The sequence below is a fragment of the Aeribacillus sp. FSL K6-1121 genome (assembly GCF_038003725.1).
In the GTDB taxonomy this organism is placed as follows: Bacteria; Bacillota; Bacilli; order Bacillales; family Aeribacillaceae; genus Aeribacillus; species Aeribacillus composti.
In genome coordinates this window covers 1-25,362 of sequence record NZ_JBBOPS010000002.1, presented here as the reverse complement: position 1 = coordinate 25,362, position 25,362 = coordinate 1, and the positions used below count along the sequence as shown (strand labels likewise).

The following is a 25,362-nucleotide window of genomic DNA, read 5'->3' as shown; positions in this document are numbered from 1 at the left end:
TTTCTTAATTTTTTTAAAAAAAGTTTCTGGATTCTTTTTCATTTTTTTCATTTAATAGTTCTTTATTAAAATTCGATTTTTTTAAATTAGATTGAATCGTTACCGCACGTTGTATTTTGTTTTCAATATTTTTTTGTGCATCCATGTATATATAAGTATCTTCTGCTTTAGGGATCACTTTGACTCCTTGAGCATGAAAACCCCCGGCAATCATTTCGACCATCATATCAATATTTTTTGACATTACATTTATCTTTCTTTGAAAGTCGTTCGTAATATCTGAAATATGTTCCTTATCTTTTAGCAAAAGCACAGCATATCTAACTGCTTCTGCATAATTATTGATTCCTGGTGTTTTCTTTATTAGTTCTTCTAAGATATCAATATGAACCTGTGAAAATCTTATATGTTTTAAATATTTGGGTTTCATAATTTATCAGCCTCATTTTCAATATCTTCAATATCAATTCCACTTGCTAATAAATGAAAAAGTCGATTGTTACTATCAATGAAATTTTGTAACGTTGATTCTTGATGTTTCAACGTAGCGATAAGGTTTTTAACAGCTTCATCAAATTTGTCTTCCTTTAATTCGAGAAGTCTTAATTCACAATCATTCTGAATCAGCATCTTAATATATTCGTTTCGGCTGAATTTTCTTCCTAAACGTTTGGACAGTTCTGCTGCTTTTCGATCAATCTCTTTGACATAGGCAACGTCCACATTGGTGACTTTTATATCCATTATCGAATCACTCCCCCATAAAGAAGGAAAGAGCATAAGGAAACTCGGTGCCATCCTTTAAAAAAAGGATGGCAAACAGGCTGTGCCTGTTGAGTTTTCGTAGCTCTTCCCAAGGTGTCATTTTTATTCTTTTCAGATATACTACCGATATACTCTTGATATACAAAAGATATAGTCAAATATCTCTTTAGATACTCTTTAGATACATGTCTTTTTTCAGAAGTTAACTTTCTTTTTCTCTAATAACAATATTTTTTGTTTTAAATCTTCTACTTCATTTTTTAGTGTATCTATTTCATCCTCATACTGACTAATTTTCGTTTTGTGTGAGTTAATTTGGTTGTTTGTTTCTAACTTTTCACTTTCCGTCTGATAATTAATGTCAGTTTCAAGATTAGATATAGATTTACTTAAATCACTAATCGCAATTTCCCTATTTTTAATTTCTTTTAACTTTTTTTGTATTTCATTTCTAACTAAATCTTGTTCAAAAGAAATATACTCCTTTTGATATTTATCTTTTGATTGAATGGCTAATGAATTATTTATAATCTTATCTGATTCTTTCACATATATCTTAAAACTTCTATCCTGTAAATCATTACTTACTTCAATTTCTGGATGAATGTATTTTGGAAAAATTGTTGTAGATAAAACACTGAATCCTTCCGGAATATTTTTCACAAATACAACTAAATAATTATCATCTACTCTAATTATTTTTGTTTTAAGTTTCTTACTACTATCAGTAATATATTTACTTTCTATTTCATATTCCATGTTTGACAATTTAGAATCTGCAGTTGCTTCTCTTAAAGAAAAGTCTAATCTCATAAGTTGTCGATCAGGGTTATATTCTTTCTTGACTAAAGCAATTTCCGTAGTATTAGTTAAAAAATCATATTCATTTAAAGTTGCATCTTCAAAAGAATATGATTTTCCAGTAAATATTGGTGAAATGAAAACTGAAAAAAAACACAAACCAAAAAAAGATAATGTAAAAAGATAAGCTTGTGTATGTGAAAATGAAAATTTCTTTTTTCTCATAAAACACTATCCTTTCGAACAATTTCTACTTCAGGTTTTATGTTTTTAAATTTAATTCTTCTATATTTAGGTTTCATGAACTCATCATCAGACAATTCCCTTACAAGTAACCACAAGACCTTTCCGCCATAATTAAAGTCAAACCAATCAGCTTTAATTTTTTCTTTATGCCGTGGTTTGACTTGGTGTATAAAAACTAAATAGCAATTATCTTGTGAGTAATTATAATTAGCTTTTAAACAATCTAATGTTGTAATCATATTAATCTTTCCTTTCTAATTCAAAAATTCAAAATTACATAGGATAATATTCAAAATCAGTTACTTTAATTGAATTATCACTTTCTTTTTTAAGGTTCATGTAGATGAACGCTCTAATTTCTGTTTCACCCTCTGAACCTTTCGCAAAATAAGTAACAACTGCAATAGCATTGACACTATTAGTTATATTATTTGTTTCACTAACAAAGATATTTGATTCTTTAAGTTTAGATGTAAAAACTGGATCAGAGCTTAATACTTTATTATCTGATTCTTCATTCACTTCGGGTGCAATTTTATCTACTACGTCTTTTGAACTCAAAGATAATAAATTATTTCTTCTTTCAGACAGCTGTTTATTTGAATATTCCAAATAAAATTTAACAAATTGATTGGCCACACTTTTAAATTTTCTTTGGGCTTCTAATTCAGAGTTTTTTTCTTTGTCATTTTCACTATTTTTTAGATTAATATTCTCTGTTTTTAAAGCTGTTATTATTTTATTTTTTTTGTTAATTTCATCTTTATATTGCTCTTGAAATTTTGATTGAATTTCTCTTTCTTGTGTGGCCAAATTATAAAATAAAACTCCATTTAAAATAATTGAAACAGTTAAACAGCCTGATAAAATTAGATTAAATTTAGTCATGCGTACCATCCCTTTTTTCTTTAAATATCCCGAACATTTTATAAGAACTTGCAGCTGCAAGTTCTTATAAAAACCGAATATTATTATTGTTTCACCCTACGAATTGAATCAAAATGTTCCATCCAATAACCACTAGACCAATTGTGATAACCGACACCACTATTATTTGAATCAAACATAGTTGTTTCATTAATGTAGATCCCAACATGGCTAATATGTTGAGGACCGCCATAAGTGCCTTTAAAGAAAATAAGATCGCCAGGTTGTGCATCTTCTATAGATACTTCTTGAGTTGCCTTCCATTGTTCAGCTGCAGTACGAGGAAGTGTAATTCCTGCTTTTGAATAGGTCCACTGTGTTAGGCCAGAACAGTCAAACCCTACATTTGGGTTTGAGCCCCCCCACACATATTCCCAACCTATATATTTAGAGGCTTCTTCCATTATTGTTTTAAACGTTTCATTTCCAACAGCAACACCTGAAGTTACATATTGTTTCACTAGATCAGCATAGAAAAAGTTTCCTCCATTCCGGTATAAATAAGTTTTTCCATATGATTGGGACACAGCATTTACATACGAATATGTTTCACCAGTATAGTTTCCTAAGCTCGGTGCAACAACATCCCGAGAGTATTTTTCTGCTATATCAACTGAATGGATTTTTCCCTCCGTTGCTAAATAATAAACATAATTAGTACCAAAATTATAACTTTGTATTATCCCCCAAACATCTGTAAAACCTAAAGATTTACCCAACATCATACTATTTTTAAGATATTTAATCCCCTGTTCAATGCTCTTCTCAGGAGTCAAACTACCTGCTCCTAATCCTAAACTTTCACCAGATTGCATAATATCATTTCCAACACCTCTTGTTTCAACCTCAATAATAGCTAAAATATAAGGAACTAATTCGGGTACCCCTTGATTTTTAGCTTCAGCACTCACTTTATCCATCCATTGTAAGGTTGTCTCAGATAAATTAAGATTTGAAATCGGGCCACTTGGTGAGTTTGTTGAAGAACCTGCGAACATCCCAATTGCTATTACTAAGAGAAAAAAAATAAACACTATAAGAAGTGTTTTAGTACTGAACAATCCTATTAATATTTTGATTTTTTTTTTCCTCTTTAAAAACACATTTGCAGCACCTGTAATTCTTTCAAACGTTTCCAATATTATCACAACCTTTTTTTAATTATTGGCCCCCTTTAAAACGTGCCAACTGTTCGTGTTCTGGATCGAAATTCACTAAATAAGATTCAGTGCTACTTGTTTGTACAATTGCTTGCCCCATTTTTAATTCGGGCAGCATTGCGTATTCTGTTTCGGTCAAAGAATCGCCTAACACTTCTTTCATTCTGCCCATCACAGAATTATCCAAGTTGAAAAATATTTTATACTGGCATAATTCAAACACGGTTTTAACAACGGAAACACTTGCATCAGATGCACCCTCAGGTAAAATTTCATTCGGCGACTGAGTAGCAAAAAACACACCAGCACTATATTTACGCATTTCTCTTTGGAAAGAAACCACATATTCGACAGCAAAAAGATTATTCGAATTAATAATATTATGGCACTCATCAACGAGGACCATAAAATAGTTCAAATCTTTAGGAGAAAGCTTTCCTTCCTCTAATAAGCGTTTCATTTTCCTCCCATTTTTGAGCGCATGTGTCCAATTCATCGTCAGTGCTGTGAATAGCTGACAATTAAACACTTCTCTGTCTAATTGAGATATTCCGTCTATGTCGAAAAACACAATTTGCTCGTTTTCAAAATTTTCAAGAGTAGAATGGCCATCAAATAAAGGTCCGTATTGACTAACCATTTCATCTACCATTATTCGAATAACTTCAAGTGTCCTAACCCTTTGCGGGGTAGGTTTTGCATATTTCACCGAATGAAGATACTTGCTAAAATCACTCAAAGTTGGATAATCCGTAGGCCTTAATCCAGTTACTTTTACTTTTTCAGGATGTTCGCGATAATCAGGAGTTAATAATCCATAATCAATGTAAAAATTTCTCAATAAACTTTTAAACTCCGTGATTTCTATTTCTGTAATTCTTGGATTTAAGAATCGAATCATATTAGCTACTTTAGATAAATGTTGCATGAATGAACCATATTCATCAACCTTTTCTCCTTTTACATCCGTTTTGGTAGCAAAAATTTCCAAGGGATTTATCATACCTTCGCCGCCACTCAGATCAATAATTTTCCCCCCCTGATATTTAACTAAATCATAATATTCTCTAGCTTTATCAAAACCTCTAATAAAACAATTTTTTGCTACTAGGCCCTCTTCTAACATCTTCATAAATGTTGATTTACCTGAACCCATCATTCCAAGTCCAAAGCCGTTAAAGCTACGTCTAGTATTAGTCGAATAGAAAGGATCAAAAATAAATGCGCCGCCAGTTGAAGTTTGTCCTAAATATATACCTCGAGGATCCTTCAATGATTTATGATGAAAAGGTATCCCTCCACCTATAGAAGATGAAGGCAGCACCGCAGAATGTCCAATTTGATATACTTTCTGTTGATCATAGCTAGAGAATAGTGACAACCATTCTTGTTTCGTTTGGAAAAGAAAGATACAAGATTTATGATTCAGCCCATTCAGCTCTTTTCTAAGATCGCTAATGCGCTTTTCTAGCGCATCCAATGAAAAATCATAAACATAAATTCTAGCATGCACTAATTTTACGACTTCTCCGCCTTGTGTAATCTGATGAGCGAATTCTCGCAGATTGTGCAGTTCATACGTTGCATCTTGTTTTTCTACACTTGTTCTGGCAGTCTCCGCACGATCTCGGAGTTCGCCAATCGATCGATTTATATCCCGAATAATTTCCTCTTTATTACTCGTTGCTACATCAAATGTAGCTACAGTGTTTTCATTGTTCATGATAGCTGTCAACCAAAGTTCGCTAACGTCTTCAGCAAATGAATATATATGAAGGCAGCCTATATATCCGTCTCCGGTAAACACATATTTCTCTCCAAACCTAATTCCACCTTTTGGTTGAATCTTTTGGATGAATTCTAAATCGTATCCTTGTTCTTTCAGTCGTATTTTATCTTTTTCTGTTAATTTCATCCTGAATCACCCCTAACTTAAATTTCCGTATTCATGTTATTTAATTTAAAAACTATCTTTTCTAATTCGTCGCGTCTTACGAGTTTCAAAGAGAACGGCTTACCGCCAAACCTTATCATGTCCCTTACGTGATTATCCAATTCCTTTTTGTTTTTTCCATAGACTACGATGAAAAAAGTAAGTTCAGAAAGTTGTTCTTCCACCCACGTCACTCTTCTCAGATTATCGGAAGCGAGCTTTAACATAGATTGGTATCGCTTATATTCCGTATCACTGAGATTTCTTAATAATTTTTTTCTGTATTCACTAATTTTTGATTTCCAATATAGTTGCTGATTCTTTGTTTCAGTCGGATACGTCATTGATAGAATTTTGAAACAATCCGTATATAGTCGGCACAAAGTAGATAACTGATAGATAAATTTTTTTAAATCACTCGCATTTAAAGAAATTAAATCTGTTGTCGTGACTTTTAAATATGCTTGATATTCATTGAATCCATCAACTAAATAGTCCTCATCTGTAATTCGTTTGTAAGGAATAACATCTACAATAGGCAAGTCATTTTTTCTAAATAAAGAAAAAAAAGTATCAGACAATGATTTTTGTCGATGATACTTCTTACTCTCAGCTACCTTCAAATTAAATCGCTCCTTTTATTAAAATCTTTTATATCTATTGGATGGTATTTATTTCTATCCATCCTGAAAATATAAAATATAAGTTTAAAATTTCTGTCTATTGGATAACTTGGGCTTCGGGCACATAAAAATATTCCAAAACATGCAAATAAAATGTAATTTACAATTTGCATAGTTGCCGATATTGGGACAATTTTGTTGATGTAATTAGCTAGGAGAAGCATTCCTCCTACTATCCCTATATCCAACAAGAAAAAAGCCCATAACTTTATTTCCTGTTTTGTATTTTTAGGGTTACGATACATATTTAATCCCTCCCTCTATATTCCAATCGGATTTCCCCCTCTAAACTAATTGATTACAAAACTCGAATGATTATTAATGACACGAACCAATACTTTGTCGCCTTTTTTCACATTTTGAAACTCCTCACCTAACTTTTAAAAAACTTATCAAACCTAGAAGGTTTTTTGCTTTTTACATTATTCTCTTCATCTTTTATTAGAGATCCAAAATATTTATCTTTTTTACTAACTTCCTGATTTACGATATTACTCTCAACTACTGTTTTTATTTCCTTTTGTTCTGTATTTACACTACCGATACCGGAACCGGAGTGACTTATAATGTTTTCCACAGACTGTTTAATATTTTGCTGAATTTGCTCCGGCGTAGCTGTAAATGCCTTTTGAACATCTTGTATAACTGACTGTTTGATTGAATCATTACCGAAAGAAGCATTTTGAATCTCTTGAATCACTTTAGCTTTAACTGTTTCCGGATTTTGAGAAGTATTCTGAACTTCTTGAATCACTTTTTGAATTGCATTTTGTGTCGTTCCTGGAACATTTGCAGCTGTCAGTACTTGACGAACATTTTGCTCTAATTGTTGTGGTGTAGGAAAACTTGATTGTTCAACTTCCTGTATAATTCGTTGTTTTACTTCATTATTACCAAAAGAACCTCTTTGAACTTCTTGAATTAGACTTTGTTTAGCAATTTCAGGATTCGTAAAAGAAGTCTGTTCAACTTGTTGTAAAATCTTCTGTACCGATGGAGAAACCTGTGAAGTATTTATCTTCATATTTCCTGAAACGCCCTGTGATTCGTTTATAGAAGGTGTAGAAGGACTCAATTTCATTCGTTGAATAGTATCTTTATCATTGAATTTTGGATTTTCTATCTCTTCTGCTTTAAACCGAGCCGTTCCGGCTAAATCAGGACCACTGTTAGATTTAAGATTATTAGATTCAGATTCAATTGAATTTAAATCTTTTTGTAATTTTTGTTTTTGGGTAGTTACAGCTGAATTATCTTCGACGCCTTGTGAAGATATAGGCGATAAAGACTTATCATTATCAGATAACGTTTTATTCAGTTCTGATTGATCTCCATTTTGATCATTAATGGATTTAACTTTTTTATTTTCATTTCCTTGCCATTTTTCTCTATTTGATTGGCCCATTGCACCCCCTTCTTCAACACCTTGGTTCCATTGAGTTTTGATATCTTTCAGAGTTTTAGAAAGCCTTTCTCCCTTATCACTAATATTGTTTCCTATCTTTTCTGCGGATCCTCTAATACTATCTTCAACAGCACCTCTAACCCCTCTATTTCTTAGGTAACCAAATGTTTTACCGGCTGAATTCACACTATTTTTTAATGTGTTACCAAAGTCTTTTCTTAAAGATTCACCTTGTTCATCTCCTTGTGCATCCTGTAAACCATTTTTCTGTAACCCGTCTTTTGCATTATTTAGATTCTTCATTCCCTTTCCTGCACTAAAAAGATTAGCTGTACTACGTCCAAGCGCAAATGCTGCCGTGAGTTGAGCAAAACCATCTTTAACGCCAACATCAACTCCAAAATATCGCATAATTGTACTAGATCCTTTAATCAAAATAAAAGTAGCTGCAATCATCGCAATTACATAAACCAAAATATTAATATCACTATTAGCTAAAAAAGAAAGAAACACAGTATATAATTTAAGACTCAAGCCAGTAAAGGCTATAAGCATAAAAGCATTTCCAATATCTTGAATAACCATTTTTGTTCTTTGTCCCGATTCTAAATCGGTTGAAAAAATGATCGGAGCGAGTATTTGTTTAAAGCCTATTTCAATCGCTGTTGAAGCAAAAACAAAAATCGTAAATAAATAAGCGACAAATAAAGCAACTAAACCAACAATAATAGGGAAAAATTTTGCAGGATATCTAAAATATCCTCCATCAAATTTATCACTAAAGAAAGATAATAAACTTCCATCAATTTTTGTTGCTGTAAAGTTACCTTGACTGTCTACCGATAATGTATATTTAAGACTATTAATGTGATCAGCACTGTCAATTTTATCGACCGCATCCGGTGTAATAACTTCATTCAGATCAACTGATTTGAAAGTTTCGGGTGTTAATTTATTTTTTGGCTCAGAAGAATTCGCACCATTTTTGATTAAATCAAAATTACTTTCAGCTACATACATTAAATCTGCTGTATTATTTTGAATTAAATTCCATGAAAGACTAGAAACACTCCCATTATTGTTGCTTTTTTGAGTTGCATCATAAAACTTCGTGGAAATATCCTCCATGGTATCCATAAGGGTAGGTAGCCCTATAATTAAAAAAGCAGAAATAAAAATATTTACTCCTACATTTTTAAATTTCGGAGGTTCTTTTGCTATAACAGTTTTAAAACCTAAATAGACAAGTGTAAGAATAATCAGAACTACAACAAGATCACTAACTACAGCTTTCACCAAACCTTGCATCCCCGAATCATCTAAAAAATTTAATAAGTTCATAGATTCAGGGATCAAGCTTTCCATAAAAGCTACCAGTACATAAAGACCTTTCACAATAAACCATGCAATAGCATGTAAAATTACTCCCATAAAACTGGCATATTGTAGCCACTCAGAATGTTCGCGTAAAAATTTCACAATCTCTTTTGTGTCTTCTCCTTCTCCAAAAAGGGAATCCCAGATACTTGCGTTTGCAGTATCAGGAATAAAAAAAGCTACCGTTATAGCTAAAAACGGTAGCATAAAAAATATGATTTTTTTCTTATTTCTCATTTGAAACTCCTTTCTCTGCTAATTTTTCCTCATTTCTGCCAGTTCCCTAATTTTCTGCACAATAGTAGGACTGTCAATATTTACTGATAAATTGATTAACACTCTATTTTCTGGTAAAACTTTATAATTTTTATAATTTTCAACTATATGCATTAAATATTCTGTATTTTTATCCAATTCTGTATCAATTAATAATTTTTCAATCTCATTTACAATTTTTTCTTCTTGACTTTGAACATTCTCTTGACTTTGAACATTATTTAAACTTAATTGATTTCTTTTAAGATACATTTTTCTTGCTTTTTCATCAACGATAAAATCAGCAAAATTTATTCTCAATTTTTCCAAATTTAGGTTAGAATGTTCTGATTTAATATCGATGTCGTTCAAATCTTTTGAAGTATCCAGCCAATTTGATAGAAATTGCCAACGATAAGGCATCACGGTCTCTTTTGTATTAAAAATAGGGTAAGGACGTACTTTTTTACGTTGCCTATCCTGTCTATGCAGAGAACGAATAACTAGAGTTTCGCCTTCAATTAATTGGGAAAGTCTTTCAAAAGTAATAATTCTTTGCTGATCTGCACCTTTAGTAATTTTATTATCCAAATCTAAATGTGATTCATTGCTTGATCTAGAAATAATTGTTTTATGGCCAGCTTTTTTAGACAATTCTTCAATGGTTTCATCATTTGTTGACATGATGTATATATGGTTTTGACAATTTTCTTTTATGGTTTCTGCTGCATCTCCATATCTTCTTTTTATTTGCGAATATGATTGGACAACTAGATTAAAAAGAATATTCCTTCCTAAGCAAACAGTCATGACTTGGTCCATGTCATCTATTGCCGGCATATTTCCAAATTCATCAAGAATGAAATGTACTCTTGTAAAACATTTCTTTCCTTTTGTTTCAACGCAATTTTGCGCGAGCTCTGTATAAAGCTGTTTCGTAAAGATTGAGGCTAGTGTATGATTAGACGAATCATAATCAGGAATAATCATAAATACAGCTGTAGGTTTATCTGAATATCTCATTTGCAATTTTTTTTGTACTCCAGGAAAAGTATTTAAAAGCTCTTTTATTGTTACTTCCCGTTTATATTCAGGAAGGTGTTCACATCCTTCTTTCTTTTGATATATAACATTTCCATCCTTATCAGTTTCTTCTTCAAATTTGATCTCGTATATTAATTTATATTTTACTTTTTCATCTTCATATTTAATTAGAATTAAATCTCCTGTTTCAAGTTTTTCATCAAAATTGAGATTATACATGCCTTGCGACTTCACTTTCACCTTATAAGATCCAATTAATGTTTTTTCCTTATCATTTTTATGGAAAGCTATATGGATTCGTTTATTCATAAATGAATTATTGAGTTGACCCATCAAATATTTAGGAAACCCTATTTGTTTTAAATCAATAGAATTCTTAGATGTCATTTTTGCAAATAAAGGATCTATAAAAGGTTGTAACCCTTCATTTGCAGTAGAAAGTATTGTTCCTCTAGCTTTTTCACCAGAAAATGAAGTTGAACCATATCGCAATTTTGCAACATGACCTTGAGGTAGATTTTTAAAAAACTCATCAAGGGCATTTTTCTCAATAAAATCATCTTCATTTTCCTTATAGTAAAAAGCACCTAATTCATTTAACATATCGGCAACATTAGCCATAGTAATCTTTTCTGGACAATTGTTTTTTATACAATATTCAACTAATGCTAAAATAATTGCTGTTACAGCGTTTTGCGCCCCATCATATGCCCATTTATTTTCCCCTGCATCAGGTTTATTGTATAAAGAAAAAGCAATTGAAGTAGCTCTTTTTCCAGCTTCCTGCTCATTTCCTTCCAACCACGCATTTTTTACAGATTGCAAAACATTATACGACATTGATTGTAATGGATCTTGCAGATTTAAGACTTGTACATCATAGCCACGTTTCTCTAAAGTATCTTTGGCAGCCGCAAATAGCTCACCCTTTGGATCGTTTATAATCATACTAGATTTTGTTTCTGCCCGACTCAAAATATCAATCATGACAGTAATAATAATTTCACCTTTTCCTGATCTCGAGACTCCTAAGATGCAAGTATTCACAGTATCCGTATCAATATAATATTTATCTTTATAATGTGAAATCGGCACCCCTCCAATTCCCTTAAAGGTCTCCCCTTTTTCGGGAATCTCTACATATTGCTCTTGAATTTCTTCTATAGTTGTAAATCTAGAATCTCCTTTTTGACCGTAGGAAATCTCTTTTTCACTTTTATAGTTCAGTTTCGAATAAACAAGTAGTCCGATTATTATTGATATAACAAACAACAAAAGATATACTTTCAAACTAAAAACAGGTGTAACAAAATTAGTTATTTGAAACAAAAAACTCCAATCAACACTAAAAATATCTACCAAAGTTGGATTCTCTAATTTTGCTATCATGTTGAAGAAATTTTTAAAAAAACTAGATATAAAGTTAAAAAGCATCAAATAAAAAAGCGCTGCGGATACGGAGATCAACAACGCTTTTTTATTAATCTTTCCCTTTTTCGGAAGTTCTTCTCCCTCTACATCATATCGATAAGAGTGTGACAAATACTTACTTTTTTTTATCTTTTTTAACAAAGTATTTCTCACCCTTTACTTAGCCAAAAGATTTTTAGCTAGTTTATTTTCACCTAGTTCAAATAGCAATAAAGATAATTCTTTCCGTCTGTTTTTTGTCAAATTATTTTTTTCTTCATCATTCATATTTTGATAAATATTTAGAGCCTTTTTCCCATCTTTCGATAGGATAGCTTCGTCTAAAGGTCCATACGTGGAATCTTTTGTTTTGTTAAAAACGATCAATGTAGCTAAATCATCACTTTCAAAAAGTGCAGTTTCAATTTTATCCAAACTTTCTTTATCATTATATAGGCTCATAGCTTTTGAATACTCTTTTTTCATCAAAAGTGTATCCAAATCATCATTTACATCATCTTCTTGATGATTTGATTTTGCATCCGAATCTTGATCTTGTACACTCAATTTTTCATCAATAATTCTGGATATTTCACCATATGACATTGTCTGAGCATTAACGTGCTCTTCTGTTGAAGTTGATTTACCAATGACTACCCCGGCTGTCGCAATAATTATTGCTGCGATACTTAGCAAAAATATATTAACAGATTTATTAAGTTTTTTATCTTTTGACGTTTCATGATGTTGTTGCGTTTCATGATGTTGTTGCTGTTGGAAGTTATTAAAGCTATTAGAGTTAAGAAACTGAGACTGAGTTTGAAATAAACGATTTATTTTTCCATCAAAATCAGCTAGCTTTCTATCAATAATTTCCTCAACAACGTTACTATTGTTTTTGTTACTTTCTTCTAATTGTCTACGCTGTAGTTCTAATCGTTGTTTTTCCAATTCTAGAACTTCTCTTTTTCGTTCTTCCTCTCGTTTTTCAGCTTCTAATCTCCGTTTTTCTTCAATTTCAGCTTTCCATCCTGGAACACGACCTTCAATATCATCTCTTAACTTAGTTAAGGATTCTTGCAGCTTATCCCATATGTTGTCCATAACGGATTCAATTTCTTGTTCAAAATTTCGCGTAGCTACACGTTTTGTTTCTGTAAGTTGATTGAGGAATTGATATTTTAATTCGGAAGATTTATTATCAATAAGATCTTCCTTTTTCTTCTTAAAGTCGTTTTGCATATTATCTTTATACAATGAAATTCTAGAAGATTTTTTTTGATCTAAATCCATAATAAAAGAATTTCTCTCCAATTGTTGTCGTTGTTTAAATTCTTGTAAAGCTTTTTCTTGTTCATAATCAAATTTTTCCAATTTATGATTATATTCATCCTCTTGTTCATTTATATACTTTTCTAAAGTTTGTTCAAATTCATTTGCCAACGCATTAACAGAATCTTCAACCCTTTTTTTTGCCTCCTCTTCATAATTAAAAAGCATACACGATTCATATACTTCTATCAGTTGTCTTTGTATCTTATCTCTAATATTTTCAACACTGTTATAGAAAAAATCTTTCAGGAGTACAAAGTCTGATTCATCCAATGCATTCATAGCATACTTTAATTTGAGTTTATCTAAATCGGTATCCTGTGATATTCCTAAAAATTTCACTAAATGTTCTTTATTAAATCTTTGTTTATAACGCTCTATCGTTTTTTCTACTGCGGACATATCCAAATAACTTTCATAAGTAGGGAAAACCACATCATTTCTTTGTTCCTCTTGATTCGTATCTTGATGCTTCTGATGAGCAACAGGGAGATCGTCATAAATTTCGATTTCTACATCATCAGCAGCCCCAATAACATTTTCATTTTCTACAGTTTGTTCCCTTGGGACATTCTGGTTGTGAAAGTTTGTTTCTTCAGATTCTATTAAAACAGAATCATTTTCAATCCATTGTTCATTAAAAGTATTTTCCTCAGATACACTTACAAAATCGCTAAAATCACTATCTGTTTCTGTCTCAGTTATTTCTTCAAAATCATTTTCGAAAGACTGTAATTCTTCTATTTCAGCAAAATCATCATTTGAATTTGAGATTGAATTGTTATTATTCTCTAATTCAGAATCCGGATTTTTAATTACATAATTTTTTGCTTTTTTGAGATATTTCGATAATCCTCCTAACTTACGTTTGTTTTTAACCTCTCTTGATGAAAATGAATGATCACGCAGTTCCATCTGATAAGTTTTTTCAAGATCACTAATTAACCTCTGGGCATCTTCATGACCAGAAGAGGAAATTTCCCCATTAAGAATTTCTAGTAAGTTTGGAATGGATTGAGAAGGATCAATTTTAATATTTTCAAAAATATAGTCTAGTTCATTATCAGTATCTGTTAGAACTAGTGTTATTTTTTTTGTATTATTTATATTTTGATGTAGCTCTTTTAACATATTTTCAGCCTTCACTAATGAATGGCCCTTTTTCGATTTAAAACCTTTGTTAATTTTCAATATGTCTCTATCAATATCACTAAAAGTGACTACAAACATTTACAACATATCCCCTTTCTAAAAATAAAAAGGGAGAAACCAACAGGTTAACCTCCCTTTCGTTCTTAATTAGAATCCAGATACAGACTTTATAGTACTACCCAATGTTGAAGCACCAAAGATTAATACAGCTCCAGTAATGATGTAAATGAGCCATTTTTTTGCTGTGCGGCTTGGTCCTTCACCAAACAAAAACATAAAACCCGTAATTGCAATACAGCAAATAATAACGACTAACGATATCCCTTGCAGTTTTCCCGTAAATGTAGAAACTGCATTTGAAACATTTGAGAAAAAATCGTTATAAGGTAAGTTATTAATCACATGTTTCATACCTAAACTCTCCTTCATTGATAGATTGATATATTATTAAGATATTTGAGAATCTTTTTCCAAAAAATCATTCATAATAACTTGTAAAGACTCTTCCTTTAGAATATTTTGTATCCATTCCTTATCTTCATCAGCCATAACAGCCAATTTTCTTTTGTAAATAACTTCCTTTTTCCACTCGTTATAATCCAGATTTTTTTTTCGTAAAATTTGTTCAACAGCCTTTTGTAATGGATTTTCTTTCTTTCTTCCTGCCATATTTCAACCTCCTTTTTAATACTTTGTTAATCGCTGCAAAAAATACTGGTTAAACACATGCTTAACATCATCAAAATGAACTAACAATGAATTGATCAGAAAAGAAACAACGATAATAGAACCAATCAACATAATAAATCGAAAGACATTATTTTCTAGCAACTTCCCTCCCACCTTTTAACGCACTTGTGAAACGCCGGTACCTTTAAATGTCAATTCAACATCCGGTATAGGGAAAATTTTTATATCAAATTTTCCTTTTATTTCATAGTCGACCATCTCACCATATGAGACTTTTTCATTAAGCTTGTCGCTTTCAATCGTAAAACGACCCTTGTAATAAGTTTTTGAATAAGAATCTAAATAGGCAACTGCATCCGCAGTAAGCCCACCCTTTCGTTCGATTTGATAGTTCACTTGCTGTTTATATGAGTTGACGCCTTCCAATTCGATAAAAAAAATAGTTACTGAAATAAGCATCAGTAACAAAAGTAATCCGATAAACCATTTCACAAATTCCCAAATTGCTCCTTCTGTCATTTACGTTAGGTCACCTCCTAACTAACCTCCTAAAAAAAATTGACTATTCGATAAGTTATAAACTAATACAGATACAGCGAATCCAAGAACAATGATGAACGAAGACATTACGATTTTGGTAGGGAAAAAAGTGAATCTTTGTAATTTATATCTAATAATTTCGTCAATACCATTCATTAATTCTTCACTAGCGATTTTGCCTAATTCATCAATTACTGAAGTATCTTTTGTAGATTGACGAAAATCATACACAGTCGTCATAAACAATACTGACATATCAGTGCCACTTTGTCTCATGGCAAAATCAACAAAAGGTTGAATATCGTTTGGCTTGTTACTCATCTCTGTCATCAGTGTGTAGAGTGAGTTTTTATCAGCTTGGTTATCAAATCTTCGTAAAAGTTTATTGAATGTCGAATATAAAGATACTTCCCCTTTACTTTGCTTCAAGTAAGGAATAAGTAACCTAGCGAATTTTGAAAACTGCAGTTTTCTTTGGAACCTCCAAATTGTATATTTTGACTTCACCTTTCTGTATTTTGTCCGGTAGTAAAAAATCGGTGCAATAAAAGCTAGCATGTAAAACCAGCTAGAAAAAACTAATGCAAAGAAAAATAGGAAAATAAAAACAAAAACAGTTTGAACAATTCTCTGTTTTTGAAACTTATCGATTTTTTGTATAGTATTTCCCATATTTCTCAACATTAGGTATAAATCTTTTTCAGCAACAAAGCGAATAAATTTCTTTTTTCGTTCTGTTTGACTAACAATTTTCAAAGCTTCACCTCCAAAATTGAGTCATCAAACATATATATTGAGAACTTCCTAAAAAAATGGAGCATAAGCAACATATAGATGCCGCATGTAACCCATCCTATAGGATGACGAGCAAAAGCATTTATATACGTGTCAAATCCAAAGGAAAACGTTATAGACAAAAGAAAGATAGCGATAACTCCTGCTAGCATTCTCATATCGCGTAAATGACGCTGTTTTTTTACTTCATATTCATTTTGCTTTTTCTTCATATCATTGTGGTACGATTTGATATCTTTTAAAGTATCAATATTTGCAAGGCCTTCTAACATGGCAGTTTCTAACTGTTCTAAGTATTGAACAAAGATAACATCGTCACTATATTTATCACTTAGTTCACGAAATCCCTCTTTAATCATTTCGTTATCAGTACCCATTACTCGGGCTTGTAATTTCGTAAGATCATCCCTAAATTCACCAGATGATCTTTGACTAGCAAAATGAAGAGCTTTCGGTACTGTTTTAGTCTCATCAGTAAGTATTTGGGTCATGTTATTCACAAACTTATTCCTTTCATTAAAGGAATAAGCTTCGTAATTTTTTTTAACGCTTTTTGGGAGAAACGTTTTCCAACCGTATATTGCTCCTATCACGCTGAAAATCAGTGATAACCACCAATAATAGAGTAGTAAAAAAGAAAAAACGCCTGATAAAATTGCTGGATAACCAATATAGTAAAAATAATCTTTTGTTCCCAATGGTTTTTCATAGGCAGCTTTATAAGCGTTTAATTCATCTACATTCAATACGTTTTTCTTTTTCGTACCTAACCTCTTTACATTCCTCCTTGTAACAACTTGCAAATTTTAAACACCGCCTTTCACTTTTAAAGCATAATTATCCCTTTATCATTTTCAGGAAAATCAAGATGAATATTTTTTTCTTCTAGCTTTTCCCTAAATTCATCCGACAACTTTCCTGTTTCATAAATCAATTGTCCATTATGAAAACGTTGTTTAAATATAGTACGGTCCTTTTCACCAAACTCAATCACTTCAGACAAATATCGATAAGTATATCCTTTGAAGTTAATACGCTTTAAGTGAACACCAAAATCGAAATATCTCCTAATATCTTGCTCTAAGGTTTCTTCCGATACAGAATATCCAATTTTTGCCATGTTTACAAACCGCCGTGGAATCGCTGCTGCATTAACAGCGTGCAAAGTGGTAACAATATGGTGTCCACTTAGAACAGCTTGAATCATCTCATATGCTTCTTCTCCTCTAGTCTCAGAAATAATAATCCATCTTGGGTTATTGCGTAGTGCTTCTTTCACCAAAACTGTGATAGTTGTATCTCCACTGGTTGTCCAGGAATAAATATCTTTTTCAGGGAATATTTCTTTCACATGAGACTCAAGTACGTCTTCGATCATGATGATTTTGTCATTGAAAGGAACAAAAGAAATCAATAATTTTTGTAATTCTGTTTTCCCAGTTCCAACCTCACCTGAAATTGCGATGTTAGTCTGAGCAAGTACAGATGATTTAAAAAAGTCATACATAAACGATGGAGCAAACTTATTAAAGTTATTTTCATTCAAGGCTAGCCGTGGCCTCACGATCCTCATGCTCATTGTTGTACCATACGGACTTCTAGCTTTATGAACAGCGTTAATACGGATGTTTTCAAACACCGCATTCAAAATCGGTTTTTTGGGAGTAAAATCTTCCCCAACCGCATTAGCAAATTTTTGAATGATACGAATAATGTAATCTTCCGAAATTTCTCTATCACCGGTATATTTTTTCTTTTTGTCGTTACTTTCGATTATTAAATCTACTCCGTTATAACCAATATCAGTTATACTTTTATCTTTTATAATGTCCTCAATAATCCCTGTACCAACTGTTTCCTGAACAATATAATCAGCTATGTCTTCATTTCCTTTCACAACATGGCCATGTTCCTTAATTACGACATATTTTAGTTTTTCCCGAGCTTTTTTATCTAGTAGACCCTTAACAATTAACTCTGCGTGATTTTGAATAAGATCGTCTTGAATATTACTTAGTTGAGTAGGTTTGATCATAATCTAGTAAAAATACCTCCTTTATAAATTTGATATATCAACCTTGCATGTAGCTTGATACCTAGTATCCTCATCTTGAATAACTACTCTAATAGCTTTTATAGAACCATTATCATTTTTAAGATATTCAAATTTATACTTAGGATCTTTCAGATTAATATTTTTATTCTTAGAGATTCTATTCATAAAATCTTTTTCAAACTTTTCTATATCAAGAAATAACTCACCTTCATTTATACGAGAAACATTATCAACATTTGCAATAGCTGAGGTACGTATAGTTTCAGTCATACCTAATACAATAGAATCCTGCCTATAACTGCTATGATAAAATATAGAGATAAAAATCATAAGTAGGATACCAAAAAAAGTCAAACCGATCATAAATGGATAATCTCTCACTTTTTATCCCTCTTTCTTTTTCACCATCTCTCTTACTGTTTTAGTTCGAATTAAAATTAATTAAAGGGAGAGAAAATATTTCCTCCCCCTTCCACTTTCGACTTTAAATCGAGTTAGGAATGTTTGATAAGAAGAAATCAATCACGTTATCGAAAACTTCTGGAAAGGCAATCTTCGCTGCAGCAATTAGACCTGCTCCGACAATGACTGCCCCAATCATCCACCAGGAACGATCCGTGTTTTGATCTAACATTTTTTCACCTTCTTTCTTACCTTGTTATTGAATTAGACAACTTTTCGTATTGCAAAAAATCCTGTACCTGTTTGAATAAATCCTAATGTTAAAGGAATTAAATTTTCCAAAAAGCTGTCTATTTTATCCTTCAAAGCATTAAGCAACCATTCAAAGCTAAAAGAATCAAAGTTGAACTCTTGAAGTTTCGATAAATTTAAATCTTCCGAGGTAAAATTCCCCAAATAATCTACCAACAAAAAATTACTTTCTAATAAAAAACTTAACCCTTTTATCAGGGTTGAAGCCAAAATAAGATATAACGACATAATTATTAAATATCTTTTCGCTGTATCATACGATAGTATGACCAAATTTTTCACTTCCCTCCTTCAAAAGAGTAAGGAGTTGCAATAAGTAAGTATCATGGGACATCTTCATAGCGTTTGTACATTTTTTTAATCACCAAAAATGTCGTTTTTAGAAAGATAATTCTTTTTAAGAGGTTTAACAGTTTGGATCTTAATTTCAACTCAGAATATTTTTTATCTTGATTCAAACAGTACCAGAACGCGATATGCATTCAACCTCCTTTCCTTTTTTAATTTTTTATAAATAAAAGAGAGTAAAAGAATATTTTTAATTCTTTTACTCTCTTTTTAACCAATTAAGATCATTTTGAGTCCATCCTTCAGGTAGCCCTTCTGGAAATGGATTTTGAGGATCAACAGGTTCAATAATAATTTCATCCTTATCAATAGTATCTGAACCTATATGTCCATACATATAGGCATATACATCTAGTGTTTTTTCTGCAGAGAACTTAACTCTATTGATCCCTATGGTATTTTTAGGCTGAATATAAATGTCATATTTATCTAAATCAGCCCAAATAGGGACGTATAATTTCCTTTTGCCATCAAACAAGTCATGTTTTATTCTTTTATCATTTTCTTGAACTTGTTTATCTGTAAATAAATATCCGGTTTTTTCCTCTACATTCACATGAGGTAATTTGAAATTAAAAGTAGATTCTTTATCAGATATCTTAGCTGAAAGTAACTCAAGTGGTATAGTTGTATAACCAAGTTTTGAATCATAATCTAAGTAAGAATCAACAAGTTTATCATCTACAATAGCATTTATAGCAATATCATCTATTTTCCCCAGGTCATTTGTATACTCTATATCAAAATCAATAGCAAAACCATATCCGGTTTTTTGTTTAGGTAATGAAGTATTCTCAAAATTTATTGTTTCATAATACTTTTTCATATCTTGATGAATTACTCTTTCAGTCATAACCACAGCTTTATACGATAACGATTTAGATTCTTTAACACTAATGTTCTCTTCTGTAGCTGTGTAGCCCTCTGTATTTATAGTTGGATCCGTAATAGAAATAAATTTTGGTTCCTCAGTAGATATAGTAGCTTCATATGTTGATTTACTATTCGTTTTCAGAAATTGTCCTGGAATTTTATCTTGAATGATAAAAGAAGGGATTTCAGATAGATCGTACTTTTTTGATAAAACTAATTGATTGGTTGATTTATCAATGACTTTTAGTACTATATTTTTATCTTTTAACTCATTTTGGTTCTTTGCACCTAAAAAACTTGGATCTAAGGTAATATAAATAGGCAATCCTAAATCATGTCTATCTGTATATATTTGAATTTTTTTTACTCCAATTTCAGCAAGCATCGGTTTTATGTTATTACGAACGATATTACTGTCTTTTGAAATAGAATTTATGATCGATGTACCTTTATTTTCTATTTGAATACCATCAACATAATTAAAGTCTTTAACAGACAAAACTTTTGTATAGATTCGTAGAAAATATGTCTCTCCATTATATTGCATTCGGTTTTTTAGAAAGTCTTCATTTGCTACGAATCTAACCGTATGAGTGCTTTTATCATAAGTAATACTACCTGCATTTTCGATTACATTTCCATCTTCGCTAATAAGCATTGCATTTTTATACTCTACATATGGGGATAACCTATCCCTAATTTCAAAACTTTTATATTTTTCAAGGATATCTTGACCTAAGATGTTAACTTTTTGGCCAATGTTATATATAATTTCCTGATTAAAATAAACATCTTTCCCGTTTATGTCCTCTCCACTGGTGTTTTTTACATTTTTCGTAGGAGTTGGAGCTGTAACAGAAAAAAGAGTTGAACTAGAAACTGCATTCCACGCAGAATGGTGTCCGGCACCAAAAACAAATTTATGTTTTACTCCTAGTATTTGAAAGGATACCGAATTTCTCGTAAAAGTATCGCTGCCCAATTTGTCCTCGAAATTGTTGTTTAGGCCTATATATATAGGCTTATCATAAGAAAAATACGGATTATTATCGAATGACTGTAGTGATACGTTTGTCTCTTTTTTCAGATACGCATCTACTAAACTATTTTCATCTGATGTGTCGTAATTCAAATAATTTATAAATTCTCCATTTCCCGGTCCATAACCATTTAATGAATTGAATGTTAGAAAGCTGTTTCCATTAACATTAACAGCTTGTCCTGTATCCGAATAAAAAAACGAATATTCTATATAAGCATGGGAAGCATTGTAGTATGCGTAGCCAGAATATGGGCTCTCTGATACATCAAAATACACAACTCCATTATCGGGCAGGCCCGATCTTACAGCATAATTTATATTGCTAATCTGTATTTTCAAGTCAATTGCTTTGTTTTCATAAAAACCAATATTTCCATAATATATATTGATAATATCAGTCGGTTTTGGATTCTTAATTTCAAAACTTTTCGCACCATATTCTTCTTGAAAATTATGATAGTTTTTAGTTTTGTAATGACCTTGAGTTATGAATGCTTTCCAATCTTCATCCCGCACATAATTTGAATGTGCAGGTTTTGAGTATAAAGAAAATCGATTTGATTCAATATTAGTTGTAATTTCAAACTTTTTTATATTTGGATTCTTCAATATGGTAATTTTGTTACCTTGAGTATACTGATGATCTAATTCATCTACCTTAACAATTTTTGCGTCGACTCTAACAACATTGATCAAACATGCAATGATAATTAAAGTAACGCTTAAAATAAACCTACTAAACCTACATGTCTTGAACATTTCAAGCTCCCCTCCTCTTTGTGATAAATAAAAAAAGCACTCGATTATTTTTATTTAATCAAGTGCTTCTTTTATCCTGTTCATATATTCATCAAATGCAGTTTTTTCTTCCTGACGTTCTTTTATTTCAGATATGCATTCAACATTATTTAAATTTATTATCCCCTTATCGCATTCTAAAAAAAATGCTCCCCTTTTTACAGAGTCACAAAATTCTTCAGCGTCTCTAAGACTTCTAAAACAAACAGACCGACTTTTTCCAGAAACAAAGCTGACATCAACATACCACATAATAAATACCTCTCTAAAAGTAGTGTATATTTCTTTAATTTACAAACAATTTTTTAATGCAACATTCAGGCATTGAGTTGCCACCTTATTAGGAGTAATGCTCCCCAAACAAATTGGATCTTGGCAATGCGTCCCTTCGCTTTCAATCATCGATTATCTATGGTCATGGATAATCTATGGTCATGACGAAGACTCCTAAATGAATTCTGATTTCTGGCATGAATCAGAAAACCTCTCTTAGAATTCCTAATTGGATCAGAAAACCTAAGACGTACCTTTAAAAATACCTTCTACCGAAGTAGCAAATGCTACTCCTACTGCTTGCCTTTTCGCCTCGTACTCCTGGTGACCAACCAGGGAACATCTGTGAAGGACCAGATGCAGTACGTTACCTATATTCAGTTTTCAAAGAACAGCAGTTTTCAAGGAACAGCAAATATTTTTTGAAATTGATCAAAAATTATTTGCAAATTAAAAAATATACACCTCTATATAAACCTAATAACTAATACACTGGAACCCTAAATCGTTTTTTGTGCTTTACTTCCCACAATGGGCTCCCAATTTTTTTTCTTTTAGCGAGTATGTATCCCTCGCTATTTGTCACGTTCCGAATAAATCGAAACAATTTGTTAATTGGAACAACCTCACCAGTGCGGGTATTGAAAAAGTTTCCTCGAAAATCTTTTTTCACATATGTTTCTCCGCTGAATGTGTAAATTTGCCATCCCATCTCTTTGATGTCGTACTCAGTCCAGCCGCAGTACGAATTATCATGCGGTCTATTCATATGCATTTCTCCTTTCCTTTTTATTTATAAAATTAAAAAGGTAGTAGCCCTATTATCAGCTACTACCTTTTCCCTTAAGTTCAGCCACTGTGAAACTTTGTTGCCAATATGTAAATAGTTATAGTATAATAATGGGTGAACAGTAAAGAGAGAGTAAAAGTAGCATTAACAGGCGCATGTTAATGTTACGACTGTATAAGAATTGGCGTTCTTATACAGTCACTCTTTCCTTCTTTTTATAAATTATAAACAGGTGATCATTTAATTGTCTATTAATTCCAAGTTAAAATAATTATTGCACATTTTAATTGGACAGTCAATCACAAATGTGCAGAAATAAACCGCATTTATTCAACAGTTCATTTCTACCAAATGATTAATAATAATTATAGTTCCAAATTATCATAAAAACAACATAAAAACAATTATCTTTTTTCAAAACTATATTTTGAAACACGTTTTAAATAAGCAATTTTATCCTCTTTTTCTTTTACAATATTTTTTTCAATTTCCTCACGATTTTCATCAGAAATAGCTATAAAATAAACATTATCATTTTCTCTAGCAACAAGGAAATTTCGACCTTCCCTCGTTCCAAAATAACTTTCAATATCTCCTTTAGTATCTTCAATCGTAAGCTTAACAACTGGATATTCATCAATTTTTTTCCCGGTATCGGATACCGAGACGGTATTAAAATTTGAGCTGTCTTTTAAATCACTTTTAATTGTCCACGTAGTATCTTCACTTACTTCAATGATCTCTTTTGTTGCATTTTTCCCAAGATAAACTCCTTTTTCAAGTATTTTTGAACTTGATTTAGTACTACTACTATTACATCCATAAACAAATAAAGAAATCAATCCAACAGATAAAATGCTAATTATTATTTTCTTCATAAACCCACCCCTACTTTATTTATTGAACATTACAATTATAATACACAAATTTATTTTATATTAACAGAAAATTTTTAATAGAAATAAATAAATGCGTCTCGATCGAGTACGCATTTAATTTATTTCTATCTCATCCAACATCATGCGTTCAAATGATTCACGACAAGAGAGAAAACTTCCTTAGATGCTTCAACCTTATAATCATCAACCTTGTCTTTGTATGCGTCTAATCCCTCTTTTAGTCCTTCCTCTGTTAGAAAGTAACGCTTAAAAGAATGATTAAAATCATTGACTCTCTCAATAACAAAATCTCCGTTCTCTTTATAAATTTTTAATTTCATTGTCTGACCTCCTGTTCAATAAAATAGTGTTCGATAATATCTCTAAGCACTGCAGATTGACTAATTCCTTTTTCCTTTTTTATTTGCTGAATTTCTTTCCAAATATCTTCAGTTAAAGTGAGACTTACTTTTTTTGTCGTACCTTTTGCCGGCCTACCAGGACCGATAAAGGTTCCTTCCACGTCTTCGTAGGAAAAAAATTTCGGATTTATTACTTCCCCTCTTTCGTTAACATTCATACGAGTACCTTCATGAGCAAATAACCCCGTTGCAGCAACAGCATAAACCGTATATATGGCCCCATTTTTAAAGAACCGTTTGCCAATCAATTCAGTTCTAAATTCTCCCATTTTAATCACCTTATATAATTTATTTAAGTAACTTTATTATATAATAATAGTAACTATAAGTAAAGGATTTATTTAAATAATTTTAATTTCAGCTTTCTTTTTTGCCCGAATCAGCGTACTTTTGCTAATACCAGTCATTTCTTCTACTTGCTTATATGAATGATTCTCTAATAACTTTAGAGCATGTTCTATTTGTTTCTTACTATATTTATTTGGTCTACCTTCTCGAAAATCAGGTTTTTGTTTCGCAATTTCTTTTCCTTCTTGAGTACGCTCAACAATTAAATCTCTTTCAAATTCAGCAAAAGCACTCATCACATTAAATATCAATCTTCCTGTTGGTGTATTCTCTACCAAGCCCATGTTTAATACATGAACTTTAAC

At 31.5% G+C, this 25,362-nt stretch carries 29 protein-coding genes; all 29 read right to left on the bottom strand.

The annotated features are described in order from the left end of the window. Positions 1-13: 13 nt before the first annotated feature. Positions 14-430, bottom strand: coding sequence for a hypothetical protein (locus NSQ61_RS19815; protein WP_340808260.1), 417 nt, complete (start codon positions 428-430; stop codon positions 14-16). Next, a complete protein-coding gene (locus NSQ61_RS19810; RefSeq protein WP_340808259.1) occupies positions 427-744 on the bottom strand; it encodes a hypothetical protein in 318 nt (105 codons plus the stop codon). The genes NSQ61_RS19815 and NSQ61_RS19810 overlap by 4 nt, the downstream gene beginning before the upstream one ends. 216 nt (positions 745-960) lie before the next feature. After that, a complete protein-coding gene (locus NSQ61_RS19805; RefSeq protein WP_340808258.1) occupies positions 961-1,791 on the bottom strand; it encodes a hypothetical protein in 831 nt (276 codons plus the stop codon). Further along, positions 1,788-2,051 carry a DUF5513 family protein gene (locus NSQ61_RS19800; RefSeq protein WP_340808256.1) on the bottom strand — a complete coding sequence of 88 codons (264 nt, stop codon included), beginning with the start codon at positions 2,049-2,051 and terminating at the stop codon, positions 1,788-1,790. Before NSQ61_RS19800 ends, NSQ61_RS19805 begins: the two co-directional genes overlap by 4 nt. A gap of 34 nt (positions 2,052-2,085) precedes the next feature. Next, positions 2,086-2,700 carry a hypothetical protein gene (locus tag NSQ61_RS19795; RefSeq protein WP_340808255.1) on the bottom strand — a complete coding sequence of 205 codons (615 nt, stop codon included), beginning with the start codon at positions 2,698-2,700 and terminating at the stop codon, positions 2,086-2,088. A gap of 83 nt (positions 2,701-2,783) precedes the next feature. Further along, positions 2,784-3,878: a bifunctional lytic transglycosylase/C40 family peptidase gene (locus NSQ61_RS19790; RefSeq protein WP_340808254.1), complete on the bottom strand. Its 1,095-nt coding sequence runs from the start codon at positions 3,876-3,878 to the stop codon at positions 2,784-2,786. Positions 3,879-3,900: 22 nt separating this feature from the next. Further along, entirely contained in the window at positions 3,901-5,814 is a 1,914-nt protein-coding gene (locus tag NSQ61_RS19785) for a VirB4 family type IV secretion system protein (RefSeq protein ID WP_340808253.1), read from the bottom strand. Between the two features lie 17 nt (positions 5,815-5,831). Next, entirely contained in the window at positions 5,832-6,455 is a 624-nt protein-coding gene (locus tag NSQ61_RS19780; RefSeq protein WP_340808252.1) for a hypothetical protein, read from the bottom strand. Continuing rightward, positions 6,452-6,760 carry a DUF5592 family protein gene (locus tag NSQ61_RS19775; protein WP_340808250.1) on the bottom strand — a complete coding sequence of 103 codons (309 nt, stop codon included), beginning with the start codon at positions 6,758-6,760 and terminating at the stop codon, positions 6,452-6,454. Before NSQ61_RS19775 ends, NSQ61_RS19780 begins: the two co-directional genes overlap by 4 nt. Before the next feature lie 128 nt (positions 6,761-6,888). Next, positions 6,889-9,534 (bottom strand): pLS20_p028 family conjugation system transmembrane protein, encoded by a 2,646-nt coding sequence (locus NSQ61_RS19770; RefSeq protein ID WP_340808249.1) that lies wholly within the window; start codon positions 9,532-9,534, stop codon positions 6,889-6,891. Positions 9,535-9,552: 18 nt separating this feature from the next. Beyond that, positions 9,553-12,168, bottom strand: coding sequence for a VirD4-like conjugal transfer protein, CD1115 family (locus tag NSQ61_RS19765; RefSeq protein ID WP_340808248.1), 2,616 nt, complete (start codon positions 12,166-12,168; stop codon positions 9,553-9,555). A 15-nt stretch (positions 12,169-12,183) separates the two neighbouring features. Then, positions 12,184-14,568 carry a hypothetical protein gene (locus NSQ61_RS19760; RefSeq protein WP_340808247.1) on the bottom strand — a complete coding sequence of 795 codons (2,385 nt, stop codon included), beginning with the start codon at positions 14,566-14,568 and terminating at the stop codon, positions 12,184-12,186. Between the two features lie 69 nt (positions 14,569-14,637). Further along, on the bottom strand, positions 14,638-14,901 hold the full coding sequence (locus tag NSQ61_RS19755; RefSeq protein WP_340808246.1) for a TrbC/VirB2 family protein: 264 nt from the start codon (positions 14,899-14,901) through the stop codon (positions 14,638-14,640). Between the two features lie 36 nt (positions 14,902-14,937). Then, on the bottom strand, positions 14,938-15,159 hold the full coding sequence (locus NSQ61_RS19750) for a DUF5415 family protein (RefSeq protein WP_340808245.1): 222 nt from the start codon (positions 15,157-15,159) through the stop codon (positions 14,938-14,940). A gap of 15 nt (positions 15,160-15,174) precedes the next feature. Beyond that, positions 15,175-15,321 carry a hypothetical protein gene (locus tag NSQ61_RS19745; protein ID WP_340808244.1) on the bottom strand — a complete coding sequence of 49 codons (147 nt, stop codon included), beginning with the start codon at positions 15,319-15,321 and terminating at the stop codon, positions 15,175-15,177. 15 nt (positions 15,322-15,336) lie between these two features. Continuing rightward, positions 15,337-15,699: a hypothetical protein gene (locus NSQ61_RS19740; RefSeq protein ID WP_340808242.1), complete on the bottom strand. Its 363-nt coding sequence runs from the start codon at positions 15,697-15,699 to the stop codon at positions 15,337-15,339. A gap of 21 nt (positions 15,700-15,720) precedes the next feature. Continuing rightward, positions 15,721-16,476 carry a hypothetical protein gene (locus NSQ61_RS19735; RefSeq protein WP_340808240.1) on the bottom strand — a complete coding sequence of 252 codons (756 nt, stop codon included), beginning with the start codon at positions 16,474-16,476 and terminating at the stop codon, positions 15,721-15,723. Continuing rightward, complete coding sequence (locus NSQ61_RS19730) at positions 16,473-17,318, bottom strand: hypothetical protein (RefSeq protein ID WP_340808238.1); 846 nt, start codon at positions 17,316-17,318, stop codon at positions 16,473-16,475. The genes NSQ61_RS19735 and NSQ61_RS19730 overlap by 4 nt, the downstream gene beginning before the upstream one ends. Positions 17,319-17,341: 23 nt before the next feature. After that, entirely contained in the window at positions 17,342-18,550 is a 1,209-nt protein-coding gene (locus tag NSQ61_RS19725) for a CpaF/VirB11 family protein (RefSeq protein ID WP_340808237.1), read from the bottom strand. A gap of 21 nt (positions 18,551-18,571) precedes the next feature. Beyond that, positions 18,572-18,952 carry a hypothetical protein gene (locus NSQ61_RS19720; protein ID WP_340808236.1) on the bottom strand — a complete coding sequence of 127 codons (381 nt, stop codon included), beginning with the start codon at positions 18,950-18,952 and terminating at the stop codon, positions 18,572-18,574. Positions 18,953-19,055: 103 nt separating this feature from the next. Beyond that, on the bottom strand, positions 19,056-19,205 hold the full coding sequence (locus NSQ61_RS19715) for a hypothetical protein (RefSeq protein ID WP_340808234.1): 150 nt from the start codon (positions 19,203-19,205) through the stop codon (positions 19,056-19,058). Positions 19,206-19,237: 32 nt separating this feature from the next. Beyond that, complete coding sequence (locus NSQ61_RS19710) at positions 19,238-19,567, bottom strand: hypothetical protein (RefSeq protein WP_340808233.1); 330 nt, start codon at positions 19,565-19,567, stop codon at positions 19,238-19,240. A gap of 265 nt (positions 19,568-19,832) precedes the next feature. Then, on the bottom strand, positions 19,833-22,307 hold the full coding sequence (locus tag NSQ61_RS19705; RefSeq protein WP_340808232.1) for an isopeptide-forming domain-containing fimbrial protein: 2,475 nt from the start codon (positions 22,305-22,307) through the stop codon (positions 19,833-19,835). Between the two features lie 54 nt (positions 22,308-22,361). After that, a complete protein-coding gene (locus NSQ61_RS19700; protein ID WP_340808231.1) occupies positions 22,362-22,598 on the bottom strand; it encodes a hypothetical protein in 237 nt (78 codons plus the stop codon). Positions 22,599-23,103: 505 nt separating this feature from the next. Further along, positions 23,104-23,388 carry a hypothetical protein gene (locus NSQ61_RS19695; RefSeq protein WP_340808230.1) on the bottom strand — a complete coding sequence of 95 codons (285 nt, stop codon included), beginning with the start codon at positions 23,386-23,388 and terminating at the stop codon, positions 23,104-23,106. Between the two features lie 425 nt (positions 23,389-23,813). Next, complete coding sequence (locus NSQ61_RS19690; protein ID WP_340808229.1) at positions 23,814-24,287, bottom strand: hypothetical protein; 474 nt, start codon at positions 24,285-24,287, stop codon at positions 23,814-23,816. Positions 24,288-24,427: 140 nt separating this feature from the next. Further along, a complete protein-coding gene (locus tag NSQ61_RS19685) occupies positions 24,428-24,628 on the bottom strand; it encodes a hypothetical protein (protein ID WP_340808228.1) in 201 nt (66 codons plus the stop codon). Next, a complete protein-coding gene (locus NSQ61_RS19680) occupies positions 24,625-24,978 on the bottom strand; it encodes a ribbon-helix-helix domain-containing protein (RefSeq protein WP_340808227.1) in 354 nt (117 codons plus the stop codon). The genes NSQ61_RS19685 and NSQ61_RS19680 overlap by 4 nt, the downstream gene beginning before the upstream one ends. A gap of 72 nt (positions 24,979-25,050) precedes the next feature. After that, the coding region (locus NSQ61_RS19675) for a recombinase family protein (protein ID WP_340808225.1) at positions 25,051-25,362 on the bottom strand (312 nt) is incomplete at its 5' end.